The 19329-nt window shown below is 49.0% G+C and carries 18 protein-coding genes; 7 read left to right on the forward strand and 11 right to left on the reverse strand.

Annotation, left to right across the window (positions count from 1 at the left end):
• From guaA to ACSHWX_RS07370, 4 genes are all read right to left on the reverse strand, one after another.
• A partial coding sequence (gene guaA / locus ACSHWX_RS07355) for a glutamine-hydrolyzing GMP synthase (protein WP_435667554.1) occupies window positions 1-617 on the reverse strand: 617 nt, incomplete at its 3' end.
• Window positions 618-706: 89 nt separating this feature from the next.
• Window positions 707-1159 carry a DMT family transporter gene (locus tag ACSHWX_RS07360; protein ID WP_435667555.1) on the reverse strand — a complete coding sequence of 151 codons (453 nt, stop codon included), beginning with the start codon at window positions 1157-1159 and terminating at the stop codon, window positions 707-709.
• Window positions 1156-1674 carry an N-acetyltransferase family protein gene (locus ACSHWX_RS07365; RefSeq protein ID WP_435667556.1) on the reverse strand — a complete coding sequence of 173 codons (519 nt, stop codon included), beginning with the start codon at window positions 1672-1674 and terminating at the stop codon, window positions 1156-1158. The genes ACSHWX_RS07360 and ACSHWX_RS07365 overlap by 4 nt, the downstream gene beginning before the upstream one ends.
• 18 nt (window positions 1675-1692) lie before the next feature.
• Window positions 1693-2244, reverse strand: coding sequence for a helix-turn-helix domain-containing protein (locus ACSHWX_RS07370; protein ID WP_435667557.1), 552 nt, complete (start codon window positions 2242-2244; stop codon window positions 1693-1695).
• A 256-nt stretch (window positions 2245-2500) separates the two neighbouring features.
• Here ACSHWX_RS07370 and ACSHWX_RS07375 point away from each other — a divergent pair, with 256 nt between their 5' ends.
• Window positions 2501-3973 carry a DEAD/DEAH box helicase gene (locus ACSHWX_RS07375; protein ID WP_435667558.1) on the forward strand — a complete coding sequence of 491 codons (1473 nt, stop codon included), beginning with the start codon at window positions 2501-2503 and terminating at the stop codon, window positions 3971-3973.
• A 43-nt stretch (window positions 3974-4016) separates the two neighbouring features.
• On the opposite strand, the gene ACSHWX_RS07380 is transcribed toward ACSHWX_RS07375, so the two are convergent.
• From ACSHWX_RS07380 to guaB, 4 genes are all read right to left on the reverse strand, one after another.
• Window positions 4017-5405 carry an HD-GYP domain-containing protein gene (locus ACSHWX_RS07380; protein ID WP_435667559.1) on the reverse strand — a complete coding sequence of 463 codons (1389 nt, stop codon included), beginning with the start codon at window positions 5403-5405 and terminating at the stop codon, window positions 4017-4019.
• A gap of 80 nt (window positions 5406-5485) precedes the next feature.
• Window positions 5486-6784, reverse strand: coding sequence for an RsmB/NOP family class I SAM-dependent RNA methyltransferase (locus ACSHWX_RS07385; protein ID WP_435667560.1), 1299 nt, complete (start codon window positions 6782-6784; stop codon window positions 5486-5488).
• Between the two features lie 7 nt (window positions 6785-6791).
• Complete coding sequence (locus tag ACSHWX_RS07390; RefSeq protein WP_435667561.1) at window positions 6792-7217, reverse strand: MAPEG family protein; 426 nt, start codon at window positions 7215-7217, stop codon at window positions 6792-6794.
• 6 nt (window positions 7218-7223) lie between these two features.
• Entirely contained in the window at window positions 7224-8726 is a 1503-nt protein-coding gene (guaB, locus tag ACSHWX_RS07395; protein ID WP_435667562.1) for an IMP dehydrogenase, read from the reverse strand.
• Between the two features lie 206 nt (window positions 8727-8932).
• On the opposite strand from guaB, the gene ACSHWX_RS07400 reads away from it, so the two are divergent.
• The gene (locus ACSHWX_RS07400; protein WP_435667563.1) at window positions 8933-10324 is read left to right on the forward strand and encodes a DHA2 family efflux MFS transporter permease subunit; all 1392 of its coding nucleotides are present in this window, start codon (window positions 8933-8935) and stop codon (window positions 10322-10324) included.
• 11 nt (window positions 10325-10335) lie between these two features.
• Here ACSHWX_RS07400 and ACSHWX_RS07405 read toward each other — a convergent pair whose 3' ends face one another.
• Window positions 10336-11169, reverse strand: a complete 834-nt coding sequence (locus ACSHWX_RS07405; RefSeq protein WP_435667564.1) for an RlmE family RNA methyltransferase — start codon at window positions 11167-11169, stop codon at window positions 10336-10338.
• Window positions 11166-12449: a Ppx/GppA phosphatase family protein gene (locus ACSHWX_RS07410; RefSeq protein WP_435667565.1), complete on the reverse strand. Its 1284-nt coding sequence runs from the start codon at window positions 12447-12449 to the stop codon at window positions 11166-11168. Before ACSHWX_RS07410 ends, ACSHWX_RS07405 begins: the two co-directional genes overlap by 4 nt.
• Window positions 12450-12755: 306 nt before the next feature.
• On the opposite strand from ACSHWX_RS07410, the gene ACSHWX_RS07415 reads away from it, so the two are divergent.
• Window positions 12756-15071 (forward strand): putative bifunctional diguanylate cyclase/phosphodiesterase, encoded by a 2316-nt coding sequence (locus tag ACSHWX_RS07415; protein WP_435667566.1) that lies wholly within the window; start codon window positions 12756-12758, stop codon window positions 15069-15071.
• An 11-nt stretch (window positions 15072-15082) separates the two neighbouring features.
• Here ACSHWX_RS07415 and ACSHWX_RS07420 read toward each other — a convergent pair whose 3' ends face one another.
• Window positions 15083-16021 (reverse strand): crotonase/enoyl-CoA hydratase family protein, encoded by a 939-nt coding sequence (locus ACSHWX_RS07420; protein WP_435667567.1) that lies wholly within the window; start codon window positions 16019-16021, stop codon window positions 15083-15085.
• 178 nt (window positions 16022-16199) lie between these two features.
• Between ACSHWX_RS07420 and ACSHWX_RS07425 the strand changes: the two genes are divergently transcribed.
• The 4 genes from ACSHWX_RS07425 to ACSHWX_RS07440 all read left to right on the forward strand — a co-directional run bounded on the left by ACSHWX_RS07425 (window position 16200) and on the right by ACSHWX_RS07440 (window position 19319).
• On the forward strand, window positions 16200-16856 hold the full coding sequence (locus ACSHWX_RS07425; protein WP_435667568.1) for a glutathione S-transferase: 657 nt from the start codon (window positions 16200-16202) through the stop codon (window positions 16854-16856).
• Between the two features lie 72 nt (window positions 16857-16928).
• A complete protein-coding gene (gene nadC / locus ACSHWX_RS07430) occupies window positions 16929-17804 on the forward strand; it encodes a carboxylating nicotinate-nucleotide diphosphorylase (RefSeq protein ID WP_435667569.1) in 876 nt (291 codons plus the stop codon).
• Between the two features lie 13 nt (window positions 17805-17817).
• A complete protein-coding gene (gene cysQ / locus ACSHWX_RS07435; RefSeq protein ID WP_435667570.1) occupies window positions 17818-18624 on the forward strand; it encodes a 3'(2'),5'-bisphosphate nucleotidase CysQ in 807 nt (268 codons plus the stop codon).
• 146 nt (window positions 18625-18770) lie between these two features.
• On the forward strand, window positions 18771-19319 hold the full coding sequence (locus ACSHWX_RS07440) for a helix-turn-helix transcriptional regulator (RefSeq protein ID WP_435667571.1): 549 nt from the start codon (window positions 18771-18773) through the stop codon (window positions 19317-19319).
• The last annotated feature ends 10 nt before the right edge of the window (window positions 19320-19329 follow it).

Consider the following 19329-nt stretch of genomic DNA (forward strand, 5'->3'; position numbering starts at 1 on the left):
GCACCCATGGTCCAGTCGCCGGTACAGCCGCAAACATTCATGACGAAGTTGCGGTAAAGCTCGGCGCCTTTTGGCGTATGGTGTACTTCTGGATGGAACTGAACCGCCCAAATGCGACTTTCCTCATTAGCAATAACAGCCAATGGCGCGCCAGTTGAAGTCGCGACAACTTCAAACCCGGTTGGAATTTTCGTGACCCGATCGCCGTGGCTCATCCAAACCTGCTGTTCACCGCCAACGGCCCATTCGTCACCAAACAGAGAGCATGGTTTTTCGATGTTTAGTGTTGCCCGGCCATATTCAGCATCATGACCCGCTTCTACTTTACCATCTAGCGCCACACAAAGTGCTTGTTGTCCGTAACAAATTCCCAAAATTGGCAATCCCGCATCCAGCAAAGATTGGTCAATGTGGGGTGCATGTTCGTCCAGCACGCTTGCAGGTCCACCGGAAAGAATAATTCCGCGTGGGTTCATGTCTTTAAGCGCAGTGGCCGCGCTCGAAAATGGATGGATTTCGCAATAGACATTTAGTTCGCGCAAACGCCGAGCAATTAGCTGGGTAACTTGCGAGCCGAAGTCTACAATTAGGATGGATTGATGTTCTTTTGCTGTCATGGCGACGCTTTACCTTCAAACAGTAGGTTGTGCAACCAGCAATTGGTCTGATTCAGGGCAAAATCTTATGGTTGTTCAAATTTTTCGGCCTAACGCCACACAACCAGCATCAAACCGGCTGACATGAGCGCCACGCCCGCCATCGCCTTGATACTTATGTTGCGCTGCTCCAAATCAAACCATGCAAATTGGTCGTACAATTGGCTAGCAATGATTTGGCCAAAAACGACAATCAAAATGAATGGGCCAACACCCAATTTAGGCACCGCTGAAATGGAAATCAGCACTTGATAAACTCCAACCAACGCACCCAACCACACCCATTTAGGTGCGGCATTGAGTTGAGACAAATTTGGCAAGCTGGTTTTTGTGATGATGGCGATGACGCCGATCGCTGCGGTTGCCAGTAAAAACGCCACAAGCGCAGCGGCGATTGTGCTGTCGAATGCAAGCGACATACGTGCATAAATTGGTCCTTGAGCTGCAATCAACGCACCGCCCAGAAACGAAGCAAAAATCAGCCAAATATTCGCGACGTTCATTTCAGCAACTTATACATGTATGTGGTGGCATGAAACTCATCGCCCACAGCATTCTTTGCAAACTGAGGAATGATGCCCGCGACCTTGTACCCAAGCGAGGTGTAAAGCGGTTCTGCACCGTCCCCGGTGCGGGTATCTAGGGTAATCAGTGATCGCCCTTGCTCGATTGCAGCACGCTCCAGCACCTGCATGACGCGCTTGGCATATCCTTTTCTTCGAAAGTTCGGGTGAACCATCAGTTTTGAGATTTCGGCGCGATGGGGTTGATTGTTTGGCATCCCAACAATTAACTGTCCGGTGCCAGCAATTTGTTCGCCTTCGAGCGCCACAAACATAAGCCGATCGCCGTTTTCGAGTTGTGGCATTATTATTTTCTGCCAAAACGCAGCTGCATCAATTGGACCAAGCGGTGCAACAAAGCCAACGGCTCCATCTTGCGACACCGTCTGACACAGAATGTCTACCAACTGGTCCAGATGCGTCTCAATCTCATCCGCGCTAATTTGCTTTATCATTATTAGAACTCCAGTTCGTCACACCAAAACAAGAAGATATATTGCGCCTGAATGCTCCGGCGTTGAAAACCGCGAGGCCTCAAACAGTTGATAACGTAGGCAATCGCCTGACTTTAAATGATGGGTTACCCCGTCAGCCAGCAATTCGAGTTCGCCTTCCAGCATATAGAGATGATGCTCAAGGCCGCTCAGCGATGGTTGATCATAGGAAATTCGTTTCCCAGGCTCCAAAGCGCAGCGCACAAGTTCTGCACCTAGACCTGTTGCCGGCGGGGAAATGCTTGTTCGGGTAAACCCATTTGCCTCATCGCGCCAAACCTTTTGGCTTTCATAGGGTAAATATGGTTCGAACTCTTCCTCTACCATGGCCAGCAATCTGGACATGGGTAGTTGGTACACAGCGCATAATTTTCCCAATACTTGGGCGGTTGGACTAACTTCAAACTTTTCGAGCCTTGATAAAGTTGCTCGACTAATGCCGCTTTTTATTGCCAATTGATCAAGCGAAAGCGCATGCTCGGCTCGAAGCAGTTTGAGGCGTGCCGCCAAGCGTTCTGGTAGATCTGTCATAGCAATCTCTTAAGCGAGAATAATTCTCTTTTATGAGATTATCAAGTTTTGAGGAGAGGTCAAGCGATTAAGGATAATGGCATGCAATGCAGCCATGCATTAATATCCCTTGACTTGGAGCGCGACATTGGACAATAAAGCGCCAACTTAAAAGCGGCCTTTTATTGGCTGCAGCGCCGACTAGCAACATTTTGTTGTTTTGTAAAAATGGTCAATGACGATCAAATGCAATGTAGTAGGCGTCAAAATTGGAAAGATGCCTCCTTTGACATTTGAATCGTTCGGCCTTAGCCAGCCGATCCTAACATGCTTGGCTAATTTAGAATATTCAGAACCAACTCCTATTCAATCTCAAGCTATTCCCGCTGCCCTTGAAGGCCGCGATATTGTTGGCTTGGCGCAGACAGGAACTGGTAAAACCGCAGCGTTCGCACTGCCGACTATTGCTCGGCTTGCTGAAAACATCCCTGCAACAAAACAGCGCAAAATTCGTGCTTTGATCATTTCGCCTACTCGCGAATTGGCAGCTCAAATTCACGACACAATAAAACGGTTCACAACACGTGTGCCTTTGCGTTCTACCATTATCGTTGGTGGTGTTTCATATCATCGTCAAAAGCATGCTTTGCAGCATGGTGTAGATATTTTGGTCGCCACGCCTGGTCGTTTGATTGACATGATCGATCAAAAGTTCATCGATTTGAGCGCTGTTGAAACTGTTGTTTTGGACGAAGCTGACCAAATGCTTGATATCGGGTTTTTACCTGCTATCCGCTCCATTTTGGAATTGTTGCCTGAAAAACGTCAAACGATGTTGTTCTCAGCGACAATGCCTAAAGAGATCCGCAAGCTAACGACCAACCACTTGACCAACCCGCTTGAAATTTCAGTTATCCCTGAAACCAAAACTGCGGACCGGATTGAGCAAAAAGTTATCGCCATCGGCCAAAAAGCCAAGATGGAATCAATCAGCGATCTTTTGTTGGAGTATGAAGGCGAGCAAATCATCGTCTTTACCCGCACAAAGCACGGTGCTGATAAAGTGACCAAGCGTTTGGGCGTTTCAAACATTCGTGCGGCTGCCATTCATGGTAACAAATCGCACAATCAACGCGAACGTGCGCTGCAGGATTTCCGCAAAGGAAAAACGCGCGTATTGGTCGCGACTGATATTGCTGCACGCGGCATCGACGTTCCAGGTGTTGGTTTGGTCGTAAACTATGACCTTCCAGAAGTTCCAGAAGCATATGTACACCGTATTGGTCGTACAGCGCGTGCTGGCGCATCAGGAATTGCTATTTCACTCGTATCTACTGAAGAATTGGGTCTGTTGGGCGATATTCAGCGCACAATCGGTGTACCGATCTCAGCATTTGACACAAACGGCGAACCAGTTGAATTGGACATTCCGCGTTCATCTGGCGCAAAACGTTCGTTCCGTCGTGGTGGCGGTGGAGGTGGTGGCCAACGTCGTCCTCGCGGTTCTGACGGCAATCACCGTAAAGGTGGCAATGCAGGCGGCAATCGCTCACGCGGTGGCGCGAAGCCTGAAGGTCGTCGTGATGGCGGTGAACGCGCTGAGGGCGGTCGTGGCGATAAGCCATTTTCAGCTAAACCAAGACGCGACGGTCAGCAAAAGCGCAGCGGCCCACCTAACGGTAAACGTCGTGGCGGTCCAGCTGGCGGCGCTGGCGGTGGCAACCGATCACGCGGACCAAAAGTTGCTTAAATGAATTTGAAGAGGTCGAAATTGTTTCGGCCTCTTTTTTTGTCTAAGCTACTGCACTTGAAGATTTGGGCAATTCATCGAACTTGGCCACAGCGCGCTTAAGCGCTTCAAAACAATCGCGATCGATTGCGCTATCGACCATATCTTCTAAGATCGACATGGACTTTTCCACCGACATTGCTGCTCGGTATGGGCGATCTGCCGTTAGCGCATCAAAGATATCTGCAACGGTTACGATGCGTGTATCCAAATCGATCTCATCGCCTTCTAGCCCGTCAGGATAGCCCTTGCCGTCCAAGCGTTCGTGATGACCGCCGGCGACATGTACTAGACTGCGAAACGCGGTAACATTGGATAGGATTTGGCGTGAATATATCGGATGCTTTTTGACCGCCGCAAACTCGATGTCATCCAAACGTCCCGGTTTGTCCAAAACCGTATTGCTCACACCCAACTTGCCAATATCGTGCAAGAGTGCGGCTCGGCGCAGATTGCGTCTTTGAGCTTGAGATACGCCCATTTCCTCAGCGATGAGATCAGAAAACAACATCACTCGATCTGAATGACCAGCTGTATATGGACTTTTAGAATCGACCACTTTCGCGAAGCCTTGAGCGACATCGTCCAGATAGTCCTCGTCGGCAATAATCTGATTTTGAGTTGGTTCATGTTGGTATATGGCAAGCGGCAAGTCCGGATCTGCCAATGTCTGCCAAAATGCATCGTCTTTTGCGACGACCAAAAATGCTTTGACCAAATTGGGGTCGAACCAAGTGCCGCTGCGAGACTGAACAACTTCAATTGCTTGCGCTCTTCCCCCCGCTTCGAAGAACACATCAACAATTTGGCTTAAAAGCGCGATTTGAGAGAATTTTGGAATGGCTTTGCCCTTCCTGCCCTCGGGATTTCCGCTGCCATCCCAGTGTTCGTCTAAACTCAACAGCGCTTCGGCAACTGGTTCGGAGAACCGCATCTGCCGCGCAATTTCCGCACCTCGTTGGCATCTGGTTTCCAAAAGCTGGCGTGGAAATTCTTGCCCTAAACGCAATGACCTAATAATTGATCTGAATTTTTCGGCGAATGTCGCCTTTGGACCAGTGTTCCGAATAACAAAACTCAATGCTTGGGGCAGACTACCATCTACCTTTTTATAAGCAAATTTGAACGTGAGGTCGTCTGTCAGGTAGTGCGCACATAAGCGCGACGCATTGCTAGAACAGCCCAAATCTTTCAACAGAACCGCATAATACAGGTGTGATAAGTCCTCGTGCCGGAAATTTAGAAACTTGCCAATGGACATGCCCACCCAACAGGCGCGCGCTGAGTGTCCTTTTGGCTGCCCATCAGTTATATCAAGCGCTTGGCTTAGAGCGGCGATTAGCTCTGCAAGTCGAACTTGATTTTTCTGTTCCTGTTGAAGGGCAACAGCCATACATGCACCAGTGAGTTGTCATCAAAGGTGCATAATCACATCTGTCAATTAAAAATGCCTAAACGTGACGTGCCGTGCCCTTACGCGGTTCGCTGTAGAACAGAGAAGAAAAAGCCATCGGTGTTTGTTGACGCAGGTGTCAGCGTTACGGATTTCAAGTCGCTCGACCATGGCATCGGTTTATCAAAACCATAAAGGTCTTGCCAAACTTCGCCTGCGGACAAAAGTTCGAAATTCGGATTTTCTTCCATAAAGGCGTAGATTTGCCCCTCGTTTTCCTCAGGGAAAATCGAGCAAGTTATGTAAACGAGAAATCCGCCAACTTTTACAAAAGGAACTGACTGAGAAAGCACTTCTTCTTGCTCTTGCAGGCGCTGTTCTAAAAGTTGCTTGGTCAATCGCCATTTAGCATCCGGGCGGCGACGCCAGGTGCCCGAACCTGTGCAAGGTGCATCTAAAACGACCCGGTCCATATTGCCAATTAGATCCGTTAGCGGTTCGTCATGGTGGGGCTGACGCACTTGAATATTGTGCAATCCGGAACGCTTAATCCGATCCCAAATAGGCGCTAAACGAGACTTATCGCTATCGTAAGCAAACAATTGGCCTTTGCTTTCCATCATTGCGCCCATGGCCAAAGTTTTACCCCCAGCGCCAGCACAAAGATCGAGAACCTTTTCACCCGGACGGGCAAAGATCAGCTCTGAGACAATCTGGCTGCCCTCGTCCTGAATTTCGTAGCGGCCTTTTTTGAACGCCTCTTCAGCTTGCACATTTGGTGTGCGCGAATCTCGCGTGCCCGCCGCAATTCGAATGCCGTTTGTTGCAATAGAGGTCGGCTCCGCATTAGTGTGCTTAAGTGCTTTGAGTACTTTCTCGCGCGTCGACTTCAGATGATTGACCCGAATGTCCAATGGCGGTCGCTGTGCCAGCGCCTGCCCTTCGGCGATCCATTCCTCCGCAAAATTGCTTTCAAACGAACTTTGGGTCCATTCTGGAATATCGGCCTGCACGTGCTCAGGTGCGTCCAACAATGGATTGTCGCGCAAAAGGGTCTCGATTTCTTTTTCCGACAAAACTTCTGGTGCGAACTTGTCGCCTTCAAAGCTGGCATTCAACTTTTCAGGCACTTCACCCCAGTCACGAACCAAAGTCGTAAAGGCGAGACTGCGTGCGCTTTGTGACCGCGCCACATGGGCGTGCGACAGTTTTTTGCGCAATGCATCATAGACAATGTTGCCGATTGCGGCGCGATCGCCTGAGCCCGCAAAACGGTGAGCGAGGCCCCAGTCCTTTAGCGCATCGCCAACAGGCCGCTTGCGTTTTTCAATATCCGCTAAAACTTCAATAGCGGCATTCAGCCGACCGGGTAAACGCATTTGCGCCTCACAAAATTAGAGTTTGAATGGCAAAGCCGAGCCACATTATAGCGAGAATGGCCATACCAGTCACATACGCGACGAAACGGCGATATACCCGGTTCGTCGTGATGTGGATCGCTGTATGTATATAGCGAGAAAAAACAAAAAGCACTGCAAGAATGGCCAACCACAGGTTTGTTTGATTGGTGGCCAAGCAAATTGCTGCCAAGGCATAAAACATAACCGGCAATTGGAATTGGTTGGCAAGATTGTTCGACGCCAATTGTGCCGACAATGGCCATGCTTTGCTTTCAACCGCGATGTCAGAAACGTTGATCTGTTGAGAAGAAACAAGCGGCAGCCGACGGCGGCCAAGTATGATGAGAACCAAGAAGGTCAAAAATACTTGTGCGAACACCGCCAACAGCAACAATTTCTCTACGAAAATCATGTGTGGTTAACGCCCGCCACGATAATTTGGGCTTTCGCGAGTGATCGAAACGTCGTGTACGTGGCTTTCACTTAGCGCAGCACCCGAGATTTTTACGAACTCGGCGTTGGCCGTGAAGTCCTTCAAGTTAGCAGCGCCGGTGTAACCCATAGAGGCACGCAAGCCGCCTGCCAATTGGTGCAAAATTGCACCCGCGGCACCTTTGTAAGGCACTTGGCCTTCTATGCCTTCGGGCACAAGTTTCATCGAGTCGCTGACATCCTGTTGGAAATAACGATCAGCAGAACCGCGCGCCATAGCGCCCACAGAACCCATGCCGCGATATGATTTATATGAACGCCCTTGATAGAGGTAAACTTCGCCTGGGCTCTCATCTGTTCCTGCTAAAAGCGACCCGACCATAGCGCAACTTGCACCACCGGCCAATGCTTTAGCTAAATCGCCTGAGAATTTGATTCCGCCGTCTGCAATGATTGGAATGTCAGATTTCGCAGCTTCTTCAGCACAGGCCATGACAGCAGCCAGTTGCGGCACGCCTACCCCAGCAATAATCCGCGTTGTACAAATTGAACCCGGCCCAATGCCAACTTTAACAGCATCCGCACCCGCGTCGATTAGCGCCCGCGTTGCTGCGGCAGTAGCGACATTACCCGCGACGATGCGGATATTGGAATTTTCTTTTTTGAGGCGCGTTACAATTTTAGCCACCTCAACATTGTGACCATGTGCGGTATCGATAACCAGCAGATCAACTTCAGCTTCTATAAGCTGCAAGCAACGCTCATACCCTTTGTCGCCGACCGTAGAAGCCGCTGCGCAGCGCAGTCGGCCTTTGCTGTCTTTAATAGCGTTTGGGTGCAATTGGGCTTTTTCGATATCTTTAACAGTGATCAAGCCAACACAATTGTAAGCATCGTCCACCACCAAAAGCTTTTCAATGCGATTAGCGTGTAGCAAACGTTTGGCTTCGTCTTGGGTCGCCGCATCACGGACTGTGATTAGGTTTTCTTTGGTCATCAACTCCGAAACGGGCTGATTTGGGTTTGTCGCAAAGCGCACGTCGCGGTTCGTCAAAATACCGAGCAGCTTGCCCGATTTCCGACCGCCAGTGCCACCGCCTTCAACCACTGGAATGCCTGAAATATTGCGGCTTTCCATAACGCCGAATGCGTCAGACAATTTCGCGTCTGGTCCAATCGTGATCGGGTTAACGACCATGCCACTTTCAAAGTGCTTGACCTGTTTGACTTGCTCAGCTTGTTCTTCTGGGGTCAGGTTGCGGTGGATAACACCAAGTCCACCAGCTTGTGCGAGCGCAATGGCCATTTTTGACTCAGTAACAGTGTCCATAGCCGACGAAAGAATTGGCAAATTCAATTCGATGTCTTTTGTGACCCTTGCTTTCAGGTCAACATCAGCAGGCATTACACTTGACTGGGCTGGCTGCAACAAAACGTCGTCGAACGTCAGTGCGGTATCACCGGTTGCTGTAGAAATGATTTTTGCCACGGGCGTGACCCTCCGTCTAAAAACACGAATGAAAGGATATGCATGAGACTGGTGGAGAGCTTCGCCACCATTCTACTGGTTGGCGAGGGTCACTACCATGACATCAGCCCTTTGCATAGGGGCGGATAAAACAAATTCTCATGACATTTGCGTCACAATGAATGTCGTGCGACTATGTTGGTCCAACCATTGAGTCTTTAGGTATTATGTCAAATCGCATCACACCGCTTATTTTGGCGGTGGCATTGTTCATGGAAATGATGGATTCCACCGTGATCGCCACGTCCCTGCCAGCTATTGCGGCGGACATTGGATCTGAGCCAATTTCGCTCAAATTGGCGTTGGCGGCGTACCTTGTTGCTTTGGCCGTTTTTATTCCCATCAGCGGCTGGATGGCTGACCGATATGGTGCGCGAAATGTGTTTCGCGGCGCAATTCTGGTGTTCATGCTCGGTTCTGTGGCATGCGCTTTTGCCGACTCGCTAACTACTTTTGTTTTAGCTCGGTTTTTACAGGGTATTGGCGGATCGATGATGACGCCTTTGGCGCGGCTGATCCTAATTCGCAATACACCGAAGAAGGACCTGATCAACGCTTGGGCTTGGCTGACCATGCCCGCATTGTTTGGTCCATTGGCGGGTCCACCGGTCGGCGGATTTTTGACCACCTATTTCTCTTGGCACTGGATTTTTTACATCAATATCCCCATCGGGATAATTGGCATTATTTTGGCCAGCAAATATCTAGGCGGCACCGGACACCGAGAATCACGCAAGCTCGACTGGATTGGTTTCTTATTGACTGGCAGTTGCTTTTCCGGGCTTATTTTTGGGCTTTCAGTTGTCAGCTTGCCCGCGCTACCACCAATATTTGGTGTGTCGGTTGCGATTGCGGGGTTGATTTGTGGGCTGCTCTACATTGTCCATGCACGCCGCGTTGAAAACCCTGTTCTGGATCTCAAAGTATTTGAAGAGCCTATTTTCCGTACCGCGACCGTTGCCGGTTTTGTCTTTCGTATTTCAATTGGGGGCACACCGTTTCTTTTCCCGCTCATGCTACAAATTGGGTTTGGTTACTCACCGTTTGAATCCGGCATGATTACCTTTATCGGTGCGGGTGGTGCGATTTTGATGAAGTTTTTCCTCAAACCTGCACTTGGGGCGTTTGGCTTCCGCTCGCTTTTGATCGCTGGCGTTTGCGTATCGGGTGTTCTTTCGATCACCCACGGCTTCTTCACCGCGCAAACCCCAATTTGGATCATCATGTCGATCTTGTTGTTTATGGGGTTCTTCCGCTCGATGTATTTTACATCGCTAAACACGCTGACATTTACCCAAACGCCGAGCGATTTATCAGGCTCCGCTACGGTCATTAGCTCAGTGTCTATCCAGCTGGCGTTTGCCTTTGGTGTTGCGTTTGCCGCTCTGCTGCTTGAGGGCCTTGCATTCGTGCGAGGTGTCGAAGTGGGGGTTGCCGAAATACAAACAACATTCCTCATCCTCGCGGTACTCACCTTCTTGTCGTTGATCCCTCTCCTTGGTTTATCAAAGCAAGTTGGCGACGAGGTGTCCGGTCACATTGGCAAAACGGTAAGCTAAGTGTTGAACGCCTAGCCCTTAAACCCTTTGGCGATGAGATAAGTTTCTGCCGAATCTTGACGAGATGCTGGCGGCTTAGCGTGCAAGGTCGTCTTGAAGTGCTTCTTAAGCTCTCTCAGCAATTCATGTTCCGTACCACCTTGGAAAACCTTGGCGACGAATATACCGTCTGGATTGAGAATTTTGATGGCGAAATCGGCTGCAATTTCCACCAGCGCCATAATGCGGATATGATCCGTTGGTCGATGCCCAGTTGTCGGCGCTGCCATATCTGACAAAACCAGATCAACTTTTTTGCCCTTAAGGGCTTTCATCAAGGCGTCTGGCGCATCATCATCATTGAAGTCTTTTTGCAAAAAGATAACGCCGGGCAACTCGCCCATTTCCAAATAATCGATACCGACGACCTTCGGGTCTTCTTGGTCAATACCCAAAACCTCTGTACAAACTTCACACCAACCGCCGGGCGCGCAGCCCAAATCAACAACGCGCATGCCGGGCCGCAGTAGATTGTGCTTCTCGTTCAACTCAATAATTTTGTAAGCCGCGCGGGAGCGACGTCCCTCATGATTTGCTTTGCGCACATAGGGATCGTTCAACTGACGTTTTAGCCAATTGGTAGATGACGTTGTCCGCCCTTTTGCCGTTTTCACGCGCGCGTTCAATCCCCGCGCATCGGTATTGCGCTTTTTGGATTTAGCCGGCTTCGCGTCTTCACCTTCGCGCGCCTCTTTGCGTTGTTGGGTGTTGCGCTTTAGGGCTCTGGCGTTGATTTTTGCTTTTTTAAGGCCGCCCGCTTTAGTGCCTAAACGCTTGGTGCCTTTAACTTTGACTTTCTCTTTCATGAGACGGTCCTTTGGTTTGAACTTTGGCGCATAGGCTCAGATTTCAGTTTGGATTTACGACGACGGCGCGGGCCGCTGCTGGCTGGACGCGACCATACCCGGTCCTGCGACATGAGGGAAATTAAAATCCCCTCGCGCAAGCCCCTGTCGGCAACTCTTACCCGATCACAGGGCCACTCACGACGTATGGCTTCAAAAATCGCACAGCCGGGTAACACCAAGTCTGCGCGTTCTTTGCCAATGCAGGCGTTTGCTTTGCGCTTTTCATAATCCATATTGATCAGCACGCGCATGGTGTCAGCGATTTGTTCAGAGCGCATCCACAATCCGTCCACTTTTGAGCGGTCGTATCGTTCTAGCCCTAAATGCAAACCAGCCAGTGTTGTTACCGTGCCGGACGTGCCCACAAGGTGCATCGGATGTTCCTCAAGCGTGCGCTTAAGCTTATCGCGCCCTTTAAACTTTTTGAGATGGCTCGCAACATAGGCGACCATTTCTTCAAAACTTTCAGGGGTGACGTTTACACCGTCGAACTTCTCTGCAATCGAGACAACACCAACCGGCAAGGATTGCCATGATCGAATGGAGGATGCCATTTTGCCAGGGCTTTTGGGGCGCCCGCCGCGAAAATCCAACCAAGCCAGCTCCGAAGACCCGCCACCAATGTCAAAAATGATAGCACCAGCAACGCCGGGTTCAACCAGATCAGCACATCCTGTTACGGCGAGTTGGGCTTCGGTTTGTCGATCCACCACCTCTAGCGAAATGCCGACCTCAGTTTCTATTCGGGATAAAAATCCCGCGGCGTTTTCAGCAGAACGGCAAGCTTCGGTCGCAATCAAACGCACCTTGGCCACGTTTTGATTCTCAATTTTGGATTTACACGCCCGCAACGCATCTATCGTGCGGTCCATGGCTTCTTGAGATAATCTGCCAGTCTGGGACAATCCCTCGCCCAACCGCACGATTCTTGAAAAACCATCCACAACTTTAAACCCGGCTGCAGTGGGCCGCGCCAACAGCAGTCGGCAATTGTTGGTGCCAAGATCCAATGCACCATATAGGCCACTTCTACTGGAGGTAGAAGGATTTGCACTATTCGGCTTTCGGCCACCATGTGGCTTATTATTGCTTTTACGCGCCCGTTTTTTCTCGGCTGACTTGGGCTGTGGGGGATGCTTTGCCACCTCTGAAGCGTCGGCATCTGAATGCGGACGGTTCTTGGGCGACTTAGATCCCTGACTTTGCTCGTCAACCACGGGCCGAACATCATCGACCACATTATGCTCCGTGCCCAACGTCGCTTGCCGATGATACGGCGCGCCGCGTAGGCTTTTGTTTACATGTTGGCAGCGATGATAATTCAATCAGTACAAATGCGCAATTGGTGATGGCGCTTCATACTCAAATATTCGACGAGATCGATCGGGAACAAACAAAATTCAACAAACCGCAAGAACCGTTTGAAAACAAACAAAAAACATCAAATGTCGTGAAGTTGGGTGTCTAAATCATAATTAAAGGTTTTAACGGCAAGTATATATTTACCCGGTATATTCAAGTCAGAATATTAGATAGGTTTTAAGATGTTTGGAAGACTTTTAGACACCATCAGGTCAGAGCGACAGCTTTCTCCGGTCATTCGCGCGCACCTTGTTGATGGTTTGTTTCACCCCTTCACTTCGTTTGTGACCGGCGTGGTTATCGGGTTTGCGATTGCCATTTTCATCTTTGTCTACACGGATGACGGGCTGGTTCGTGCGTTCGGATATACACTAGCGCTTATCTCTGTATATCGGTTGATCATCGGCCTTATCTATATGCGTCGAGGGCGCACTATTGGTGTGCATGAGGCAAAAAACTGGGAATTTGCGTTCATGTCTGGCGCAAACCTGTTTTCCTTATGTTTGGGTCTCTTGGCATTTTTTGCCATCGTTAGAGAACCAAACACTGAACTTCACGAAATCCTAGCCATTACATGTGCCGGATATGGCACGAGTATTGCCGCGCGCAATGCTGGCCGCCCCTACCTTGCTCTGTCACAACTTTATCTCACAACCATTCCAATGTGGATTGGCTTGATCGTCCAGACTCAACACTCAACGATGGTGAACAATTTTGGCTGGGCCGGACTGGTACTGTTCACAATCGGCATCAGCGACATTACGATTGCGATGCGCAAGACTATTATTGATGCGCTTGAGAACAAGCAGCGCGTTGAAGTGCTCGCTAAATCGTTTGAAGAACAAGCGAAGCGCTTTGATGCAGCTCTAACCAACATGTCACATGGCTTGTGCATGTTTGATCAAGATCGAAAACTCATCGTTTGGAACACAAAGGTCGCGGATATAATTGATGTCGACCCGAGCTTATTTAAAGTCGGCACGTCTATCCAAGAAATCCTCTCGGCTTTTCATTTGGAAGACCATTCTAAAATCGTTGATCAATCGGGCTCATCTGAGACTGACAGTGACGGTTTGCGTGAAACAGCTAAACTGAGCAACGGTCGGTATGTGGCAGCCTCGTCTAGACGAATGGAAAATAACAATATCGTCATCGTTTTTGCTGATGTGACCGAACGAGAAAAAGCTGAAGCCCGCATTCGCAACTTGGCGTGGGTGGACCAACTTACAGGCTTGATGAACCGTGTTTCTGTACACGAGTTATTCGTCAAAAAACTGCATGAAATGAACGATGCTTCTGAACTTGCGGTTCATTACATCGATTTGGACCATTTTAAGAGCGTAAACGACACATTGGGACACCCAATTGGCGATATGTTGCTCCAACAAGTTGCTGATCGAATTTGTGATGTTTGTCTTGATGAAGGCGACGTTGCCCGAATGGCAGGCGATGAATTCTTGGTCATTCAATCGCTTGCGCCACATGCACGTACCCCGCGCGACCTCGCCCAACAGATTGTTGATGCGCTACACCAGCCGTTCAATGTCAATTCGCATTTTATTCAAATCGGCGCCTCAGTGGGTATCGTCATTGCACCAAAAGATGGCAAAGACGCGGATCTGCTGCTCAAACGTGCCGATATGGCGCTTTACGCGGCGAAGAAAGCTGGGCGCAATAAACTGGCCTATTTTGAGCCTCAAATGGATCAGCGGATGCAGCAAATGCGGGCGATGGAACTCGACATTAAGCAAGCGCTTGAAAAACGCCATTTCAAACTTGCATTCCAGCCGATTGTAGACGCGCACGACAAATCAATTGCCAGCTTCGAGTGCTTGATCCGCTGGACGCATCCAACCAACGGAAGAATGACCCCGGCAAAGTTCATTCCTGCTGCCGAAGAAACGGGTCAAATCATTGAAATTGGGAGATGGGTGACAAAAGAGGCCATCAAGATTGCTTCGAAATGGCCCGTTCGCACCCAAATTTCTGTGAATTTTTCTGCTGTTCAGTTCCAAGATTCGCGCTTTTCGCAATATCTGACTTCTCAGTTGAAACGGTATAAATTCCCACCAGAACTGTTGGAGTTAGAAATTACTGAAACAGCCTTCATTGAAGATATGGAAAAAAGCCAAAAGCAGCTAAATCAACTGCGGGATATTGGCATCAAAATCTCACTGGATGATTTTGGTACCGGATATTCATCGTTGAGCCAATTACAACGGTTTGCCTTCAACAAAATCAAGATTGACGGCAGTTTCATCCGCGATCTTGAAACAAACCCAAGTTCTGCAGCCGTCGCAACAGCTGTCGCCGAAATCGGTAAAGCGCTCGACATAACAGTTGTCGCAGAGTGCGTTGAAACCCAGGAACAATTGGACTTCCTAAAATCGGTTGGCGTCACCCATATCCAAGGTTATTTCACCGGTCGGCCAATGGATGCCGAAGCAGCTCGGGCACTCATCGGCGAACAGATGCCAGCAGTTAGTGACGTTGGTTAGAGCTTCACTGATCAACCGCCATTGGATTTGTTGGACTGGGCGTTTACGAGGCGTTGCATGATCTTCAACTCCTTCGGCGTGACCTGGATGGCAGCGTCGACCCAAAGTTTCACAATGTCTTCCAACTCACTAAAAGAGAGCGGATTGGCACGTTTTGCGGCCAAGTGATAGGCGCAGGCAGCTTCTTGTCTATTGATCGTTCTTGAAATGAACTTTTTGATATCTTTGTGTCCCTCACCCGGTTCCGACAGGATGTGTACAACACCAAGATCATATAGTTCTTCAGCATCCATTGATTTGCCAGTTCTAACCAACTGCTCAGCTTTGGCGAACCCTAATTTTCGGCCCAACAGCGTAATGCCGCCCATGCCGGGAAACAGGCCAAACAGATGCTCAGGGAAACCAAATTTGGCGCCCTTTTCAGCGCAAATTAGATCGAAGGACAACAGGGATTCAAATCCACCGCCCAGCGCATCACCTTGGACTAGACCGATGGTGATAACGCCTTGGTTGGTGGTTTTCCATGTTTGGTAAAGAATTTGGACACTTGAAAGTCCATACTCAAAAAGCCCTTGGCGGTCCTTCCGAGCGATGCAATTTGAGAAGTGCTCTAAGTCTCCTCCCAAACAAAAAAAGTCAGGATCTCTTGATCCGAGCACGAGGAACTTAAAATGCTCCTGCATTTCTTGCTTAAAAGAAGAGATGTTTCGATGCATTTTATGAAAGTCATCCAGCAAACTCGGATTGAACGCGGCCCGGCCATTGAACTGCATGTAGGACCAAACTGTCGAATTGGAGATGTCGAAGTTACTTTCAATTTGCCCAAGGTTTGGCCAGAACCGATCAATGTTCTCTTGGCGATTGAACGGAAGGTCAGAATTGGGAAGAACCTTATAAGCAAATTCTTCCTGAGATGACGATTGTTGGCGCTTTGCTAGGTTTTTGGTCATGTGAACACTTCAAATATTACTAAAATATGGTTAAACTAAACGACATCCGACATGAAAATGCAAATCAGATTGTTGGAAAATTGCGATTTTAAGTAGCTCTGCGTACATTTGCGTCAGCGCGGGGATTTCTTTGATGTTGAATCTAGAAGTTCCCCTAAATTATTGATAAACAATAAGAATGACAGACCTTCCAATCCTATACAGCTTTCGTCGCTGCCCCTACGCAATGAGAGCACGGCTCGCAATCATGTCCGCGAAGCTCTCATGTGAATTGCGCGAAATCGTTTTGCGCGACAAGCCGGCACATATGGTGGAGATATCACCCAAAGCAACTGTACCTGTATTGCAATTGCCTAACGGCACGGTTTTAGAGGAGAGCCTTGATATCGTTCTTTGGTCGTTGGATGCCAACGACCCCGAACAACTGCTCGACCCTCCATCTGGTTCCAAACAAGATATGCTCGACCTGATCGAGCAAAGCGATGTCGAATTCAAGCCCTTGCTGGATCGCTACAAATATAGTTTCCATGCCGAACCGGAATTGGCGAAAGCGGCGCGGGACAATGCGGTTACATTTTTGCAGATTTTGGATCAAAAACTGGCAGATGCGTTTTTATTTGGAAACCGAATTGCGCTTGCAGATATTTGTATTCTGCCTTTTGTGCGACAATTCGCATCGGTGGATAAAGACTGGTTTGAAGCGCAAGAGTTTAAAAACACCATTGAGTGGCTCAACGCGTTTCTGGTGTCCGACCGATTTTCCTCAATTATGTCAAAGTTTCCGCTTTGGGCACCCGGTAACCCTACAATCATATTTCCCAGCCAAACCGACTGAAACAAGTTGAATGGCTTGCAGCCCGGTCGAAATCCTTCTAAATCAGAACCAACACAATATTGAGGTTCTCCATTGACCAATTCACCAGCTCACCCCGCAGAACTCTCTGCTCCAATTGTTGAGCAAGCGGTTCGAAACGCTTTGCTCGAAGATTTAGGCATGGCGGGCGACGTCACAACACAGGCAACTTTGCCCAAAGAAGCTGTTGCGGTGGCCGTCATGAATGTTCGAGAACCCGGCATTATCGCTGGTATCGATCTCGCACGCGAAGCATTTAGGCAGATCGATCCCACATTAACATTTGAAGCTCTGGTTACTGATGGCGAAATCGTTTCACCGGGCGACAATATTGCTCGCATATCGGGCAATGCGCGCCATATCATGTCTGCCGAACGGGTCGCACTTAACTATATGTGCCATATGAGTGGTATTGCCAGCTATACGCGGGTGTTCATGAATGAAGTTGACGGAACAGACGCAAAAGTCTGCTGCACCCGTAAAACGACGCCCGGCCTTCGTGCGTTTGAAAAATACGCTGTCAAATGTGGAGGCGGGTCGAACCACAGATTTGGTTTAGACGACGCGATTTTGATCAAAGACAACCACATTGCAGTTGCGGGTAGTGTCAGTGCTGCGGTTCATGCGGCGCGTGCATTCGCTGGGCATTTGATGTCCATTGAAGTTGAAGTCGATAATCTCGAACAGTTCGCAGAGGCATTAGACGCTGGCGCCACCGCCGTTCTGTTGGACAATATGTCCCCCAAGAAACTGCGAGAAGCTGTGCGTTTGAATAAGGGGCAAGCTCGGCTGGAAGCATCTGGCGGCGTTGATCTGAAATCTATCCGAAAAATCGCTGAATCTGGCGTTGAGTTTATTTCGACAAGTAAAATCACAATGGCATCAATGCCACTGGATATTGGTCTTGACATCGAAGTCGAAAATACCTGATCGGACAATAATTGTGATTGATGAACTAACTCAGCAAATGTTGGTCGCCGCACGGTTGGCTGGCGCGGAAATTATGCGCCATTACAATGCCGGTGTTGACGTTGAGCACAAAAATGATGGCTCGCCGGTTACTGTCGCAGATCAAAATGCTGAGGACATAATTGTCAATCATCTGGCCTCCACAAACCTCCCTCTTTTGGGAGAGGAAAGCGTTGCTGCAGGCAAGATTCCTGAACTGGGCAATCGTTTCTTTGTTGTTGATCCGCTCGACGGGACGAAAGAGTTCATCAAGCGAAACGGCGAGTTCACCGTAAACATTGCTTTGATTGAAAATGGCTTACCCGTCGCTGGCGTTGTCACCGCTCCGGCGCTTGGGCTGGAATTTGTTGGCGATGCCAACGGCGCATTCTCAATCACAACAGACGCTGACAGCAACGCAAGCTACGTAAAACTATTGACACGAGCAGACGGCCCCCGCAAAATTGTCGCCAGTCGATCCCATGGTCACAAGGCACTGGGTACGCTTTGCGAAATGCTCGACATTGAGGAAGATATCAGCGTTGGATCTTCCCTAAAACTGTGCCTTGTTGCAAGAGGCGACGCATTGCTCTATCCGCGCTTTACGCCAACATGTGAGTGGGATATTGCCGCAGGTCAGGCCATCTTGCTGCGTGCTGGTGGGGTCGTGCTGAAACTGGATGGCGCGCCACTCAACTACGGCAAAACGGCCGATAAATTTTACAACCCTTACTTTGTTGCAGCGGCAGACGCCAAGACCGCAGCTGACGCCGTGCAGATCATGACAAAGCTTGTTGGATAACTAATCTTCTGAATTCAGTCTCCTCATTGTCTATTAACCCAATGGGCCAATTTGTCTTGGTTAACACGACAAATTGAACAAAAGTCTCTTGTTCTTAAGATTCCACTGCCTATATATATTCGATATATATCGAACGAGTATGGCCTATGAATGTAAGAACAGTCTGTCTAGCGATTTTAACGCAAGGCGAAACGACCGGATACGATATCCGGAAGCGTTCGACCGAAGGCGATTTCTCCTTTTTTCTTGAAGCAAGCTTTGGGTCAATCTACCCCGCACTTTCAAAGCTTGAAGAAGAAGAATTGGTGACCAGTTGTGTCCAACAACAGGACGGAAAACCCGCAAAGCGAGTTTATGCAATCACCGATAGTGGTCGCGAGAGTTTCATCAATTCGCTGTTTGAAGACCCTAATGAGGATGTATTTCGTTCAGAATTCTTCTTATTTTTGCGATTTGCAGAAGAATTACCACGCGACCTGGTTGAAAAACGAATTTTTGAGCGTATCTCAAAGATCGACGAAGAGATTGCGTCGATTGAAAAAATGGGGGCCGATCTGGAGGCTAAAGCAGATCGATGGGTATTGGAGTATGGCTTAACATGCGTACGACAGGCCAAAGCCTACTTAGTTGAGCATAAAGATGAAATTATCGCTATGGCGCAACCAATAGATGTTGCTGCTAAGGCAGCCGAATAGGGAAAAATAT

Source organism: Maritalea sp., from assembly GCF_051251695.1.
In the GTDB taxonomy this organism is placed as follows: domain Bacteria; phylum Pseudomonadota; class Alphaproteobacteria; order Rhizobiales; family Devosiaceae; genus Maritalea.

Coding starts and splice junctions, on each gene's coding strand:
- ACSHWX_RS07360 (WP_435667555.1), bottom strand. CDS start 1,159: ATGAACGTCGCGAATATTTGGCTGATTTTTGCTTCGTTTCTGGGCGGT.
- ACSHWX_RS07365 (WP_435667556.1), bottom strand. CDS start 1,674: ATGATAAAGCAAATTAGCGCGGATGAGATTGAGACGCATCTGGACCAG.
- ACSHWX_RS07370 (WP_435667557.1), bottom strand. CDS start 2,244: ATGACAGATCTACCAGAACGCTTGGCGGCACGCCTCAAACTGCTTCGA.
- ACSHWX_RS07375 (WP_435667558.1), top strand. CDS start 2,501: ATGCCTCCTTTGACATTTGAATCGTTCGGCCTTAGCCAGCCGATCCTA.
- ACSHWX_RS07380 (WP_435667559.1), bottom strand. CDS start 5,405: ATGGCTGTTGCCCTTCAACAGGAACAGAAAAATCAAGTTCGACTTGCA.
- ACSHWX_RS07385 (WP_435667560.1), bottom strand. CDS start 6,784: ATGCGTTTACCCGGTCGGCTGAATGCCGCTATTGAAGTTTTAGCGGAT.
- ACSHWX_RS07390 (WP_435667561.1), bottom strand. CDS start 7,217: ATGATTTTCGTAGAGAAATTGTTGCTGTTGGCGGTGTTCGCACAAGTA.
- ACSHWX_RS07400 (WP_435667563.1), top strand. CDS start 8,933: ATGTCAAATCGCATCACACCGCTTATTTTGGCGGTGGCATTGTTCATG.
- ACSHWX_RS07405 (WP_435667564.1), bottom strand. CDS start 11,169: ATGAAAGAGAAAGTCAAAGTTAAAGGCACCAAGCGTTTAGGCACTAAA.
- ACSHWX_RS07415 (WP_435667566.1), top strand. CDS start 12,756: ATGTTTGGAAGACTTTTAGACACCATCAGGTCAGAGCGACAGCTTTCT.
- ACSHWX_RS07420 (WP_435667567.1), bottom strand. CDS start 16,021: ATGACCAAAAACCTAGCAAAGCGCCAACAATCGTCATCTCAGGAAGAA.
- ACSHWX_RS07425 (WP_435667568.1), top strand. CDS start 16,200: ATGACAGACCTTCCAATCCTATACAGCTTTCGTCGCTGCCCCTACGCA.
- ACSHWX_RS07440 (WP_435667571.1), top strand. CDS start 18,771: ATGAATGTAAGAACAGTCTGTCTAGCGATTTTAACGCAAGGCGAAACG.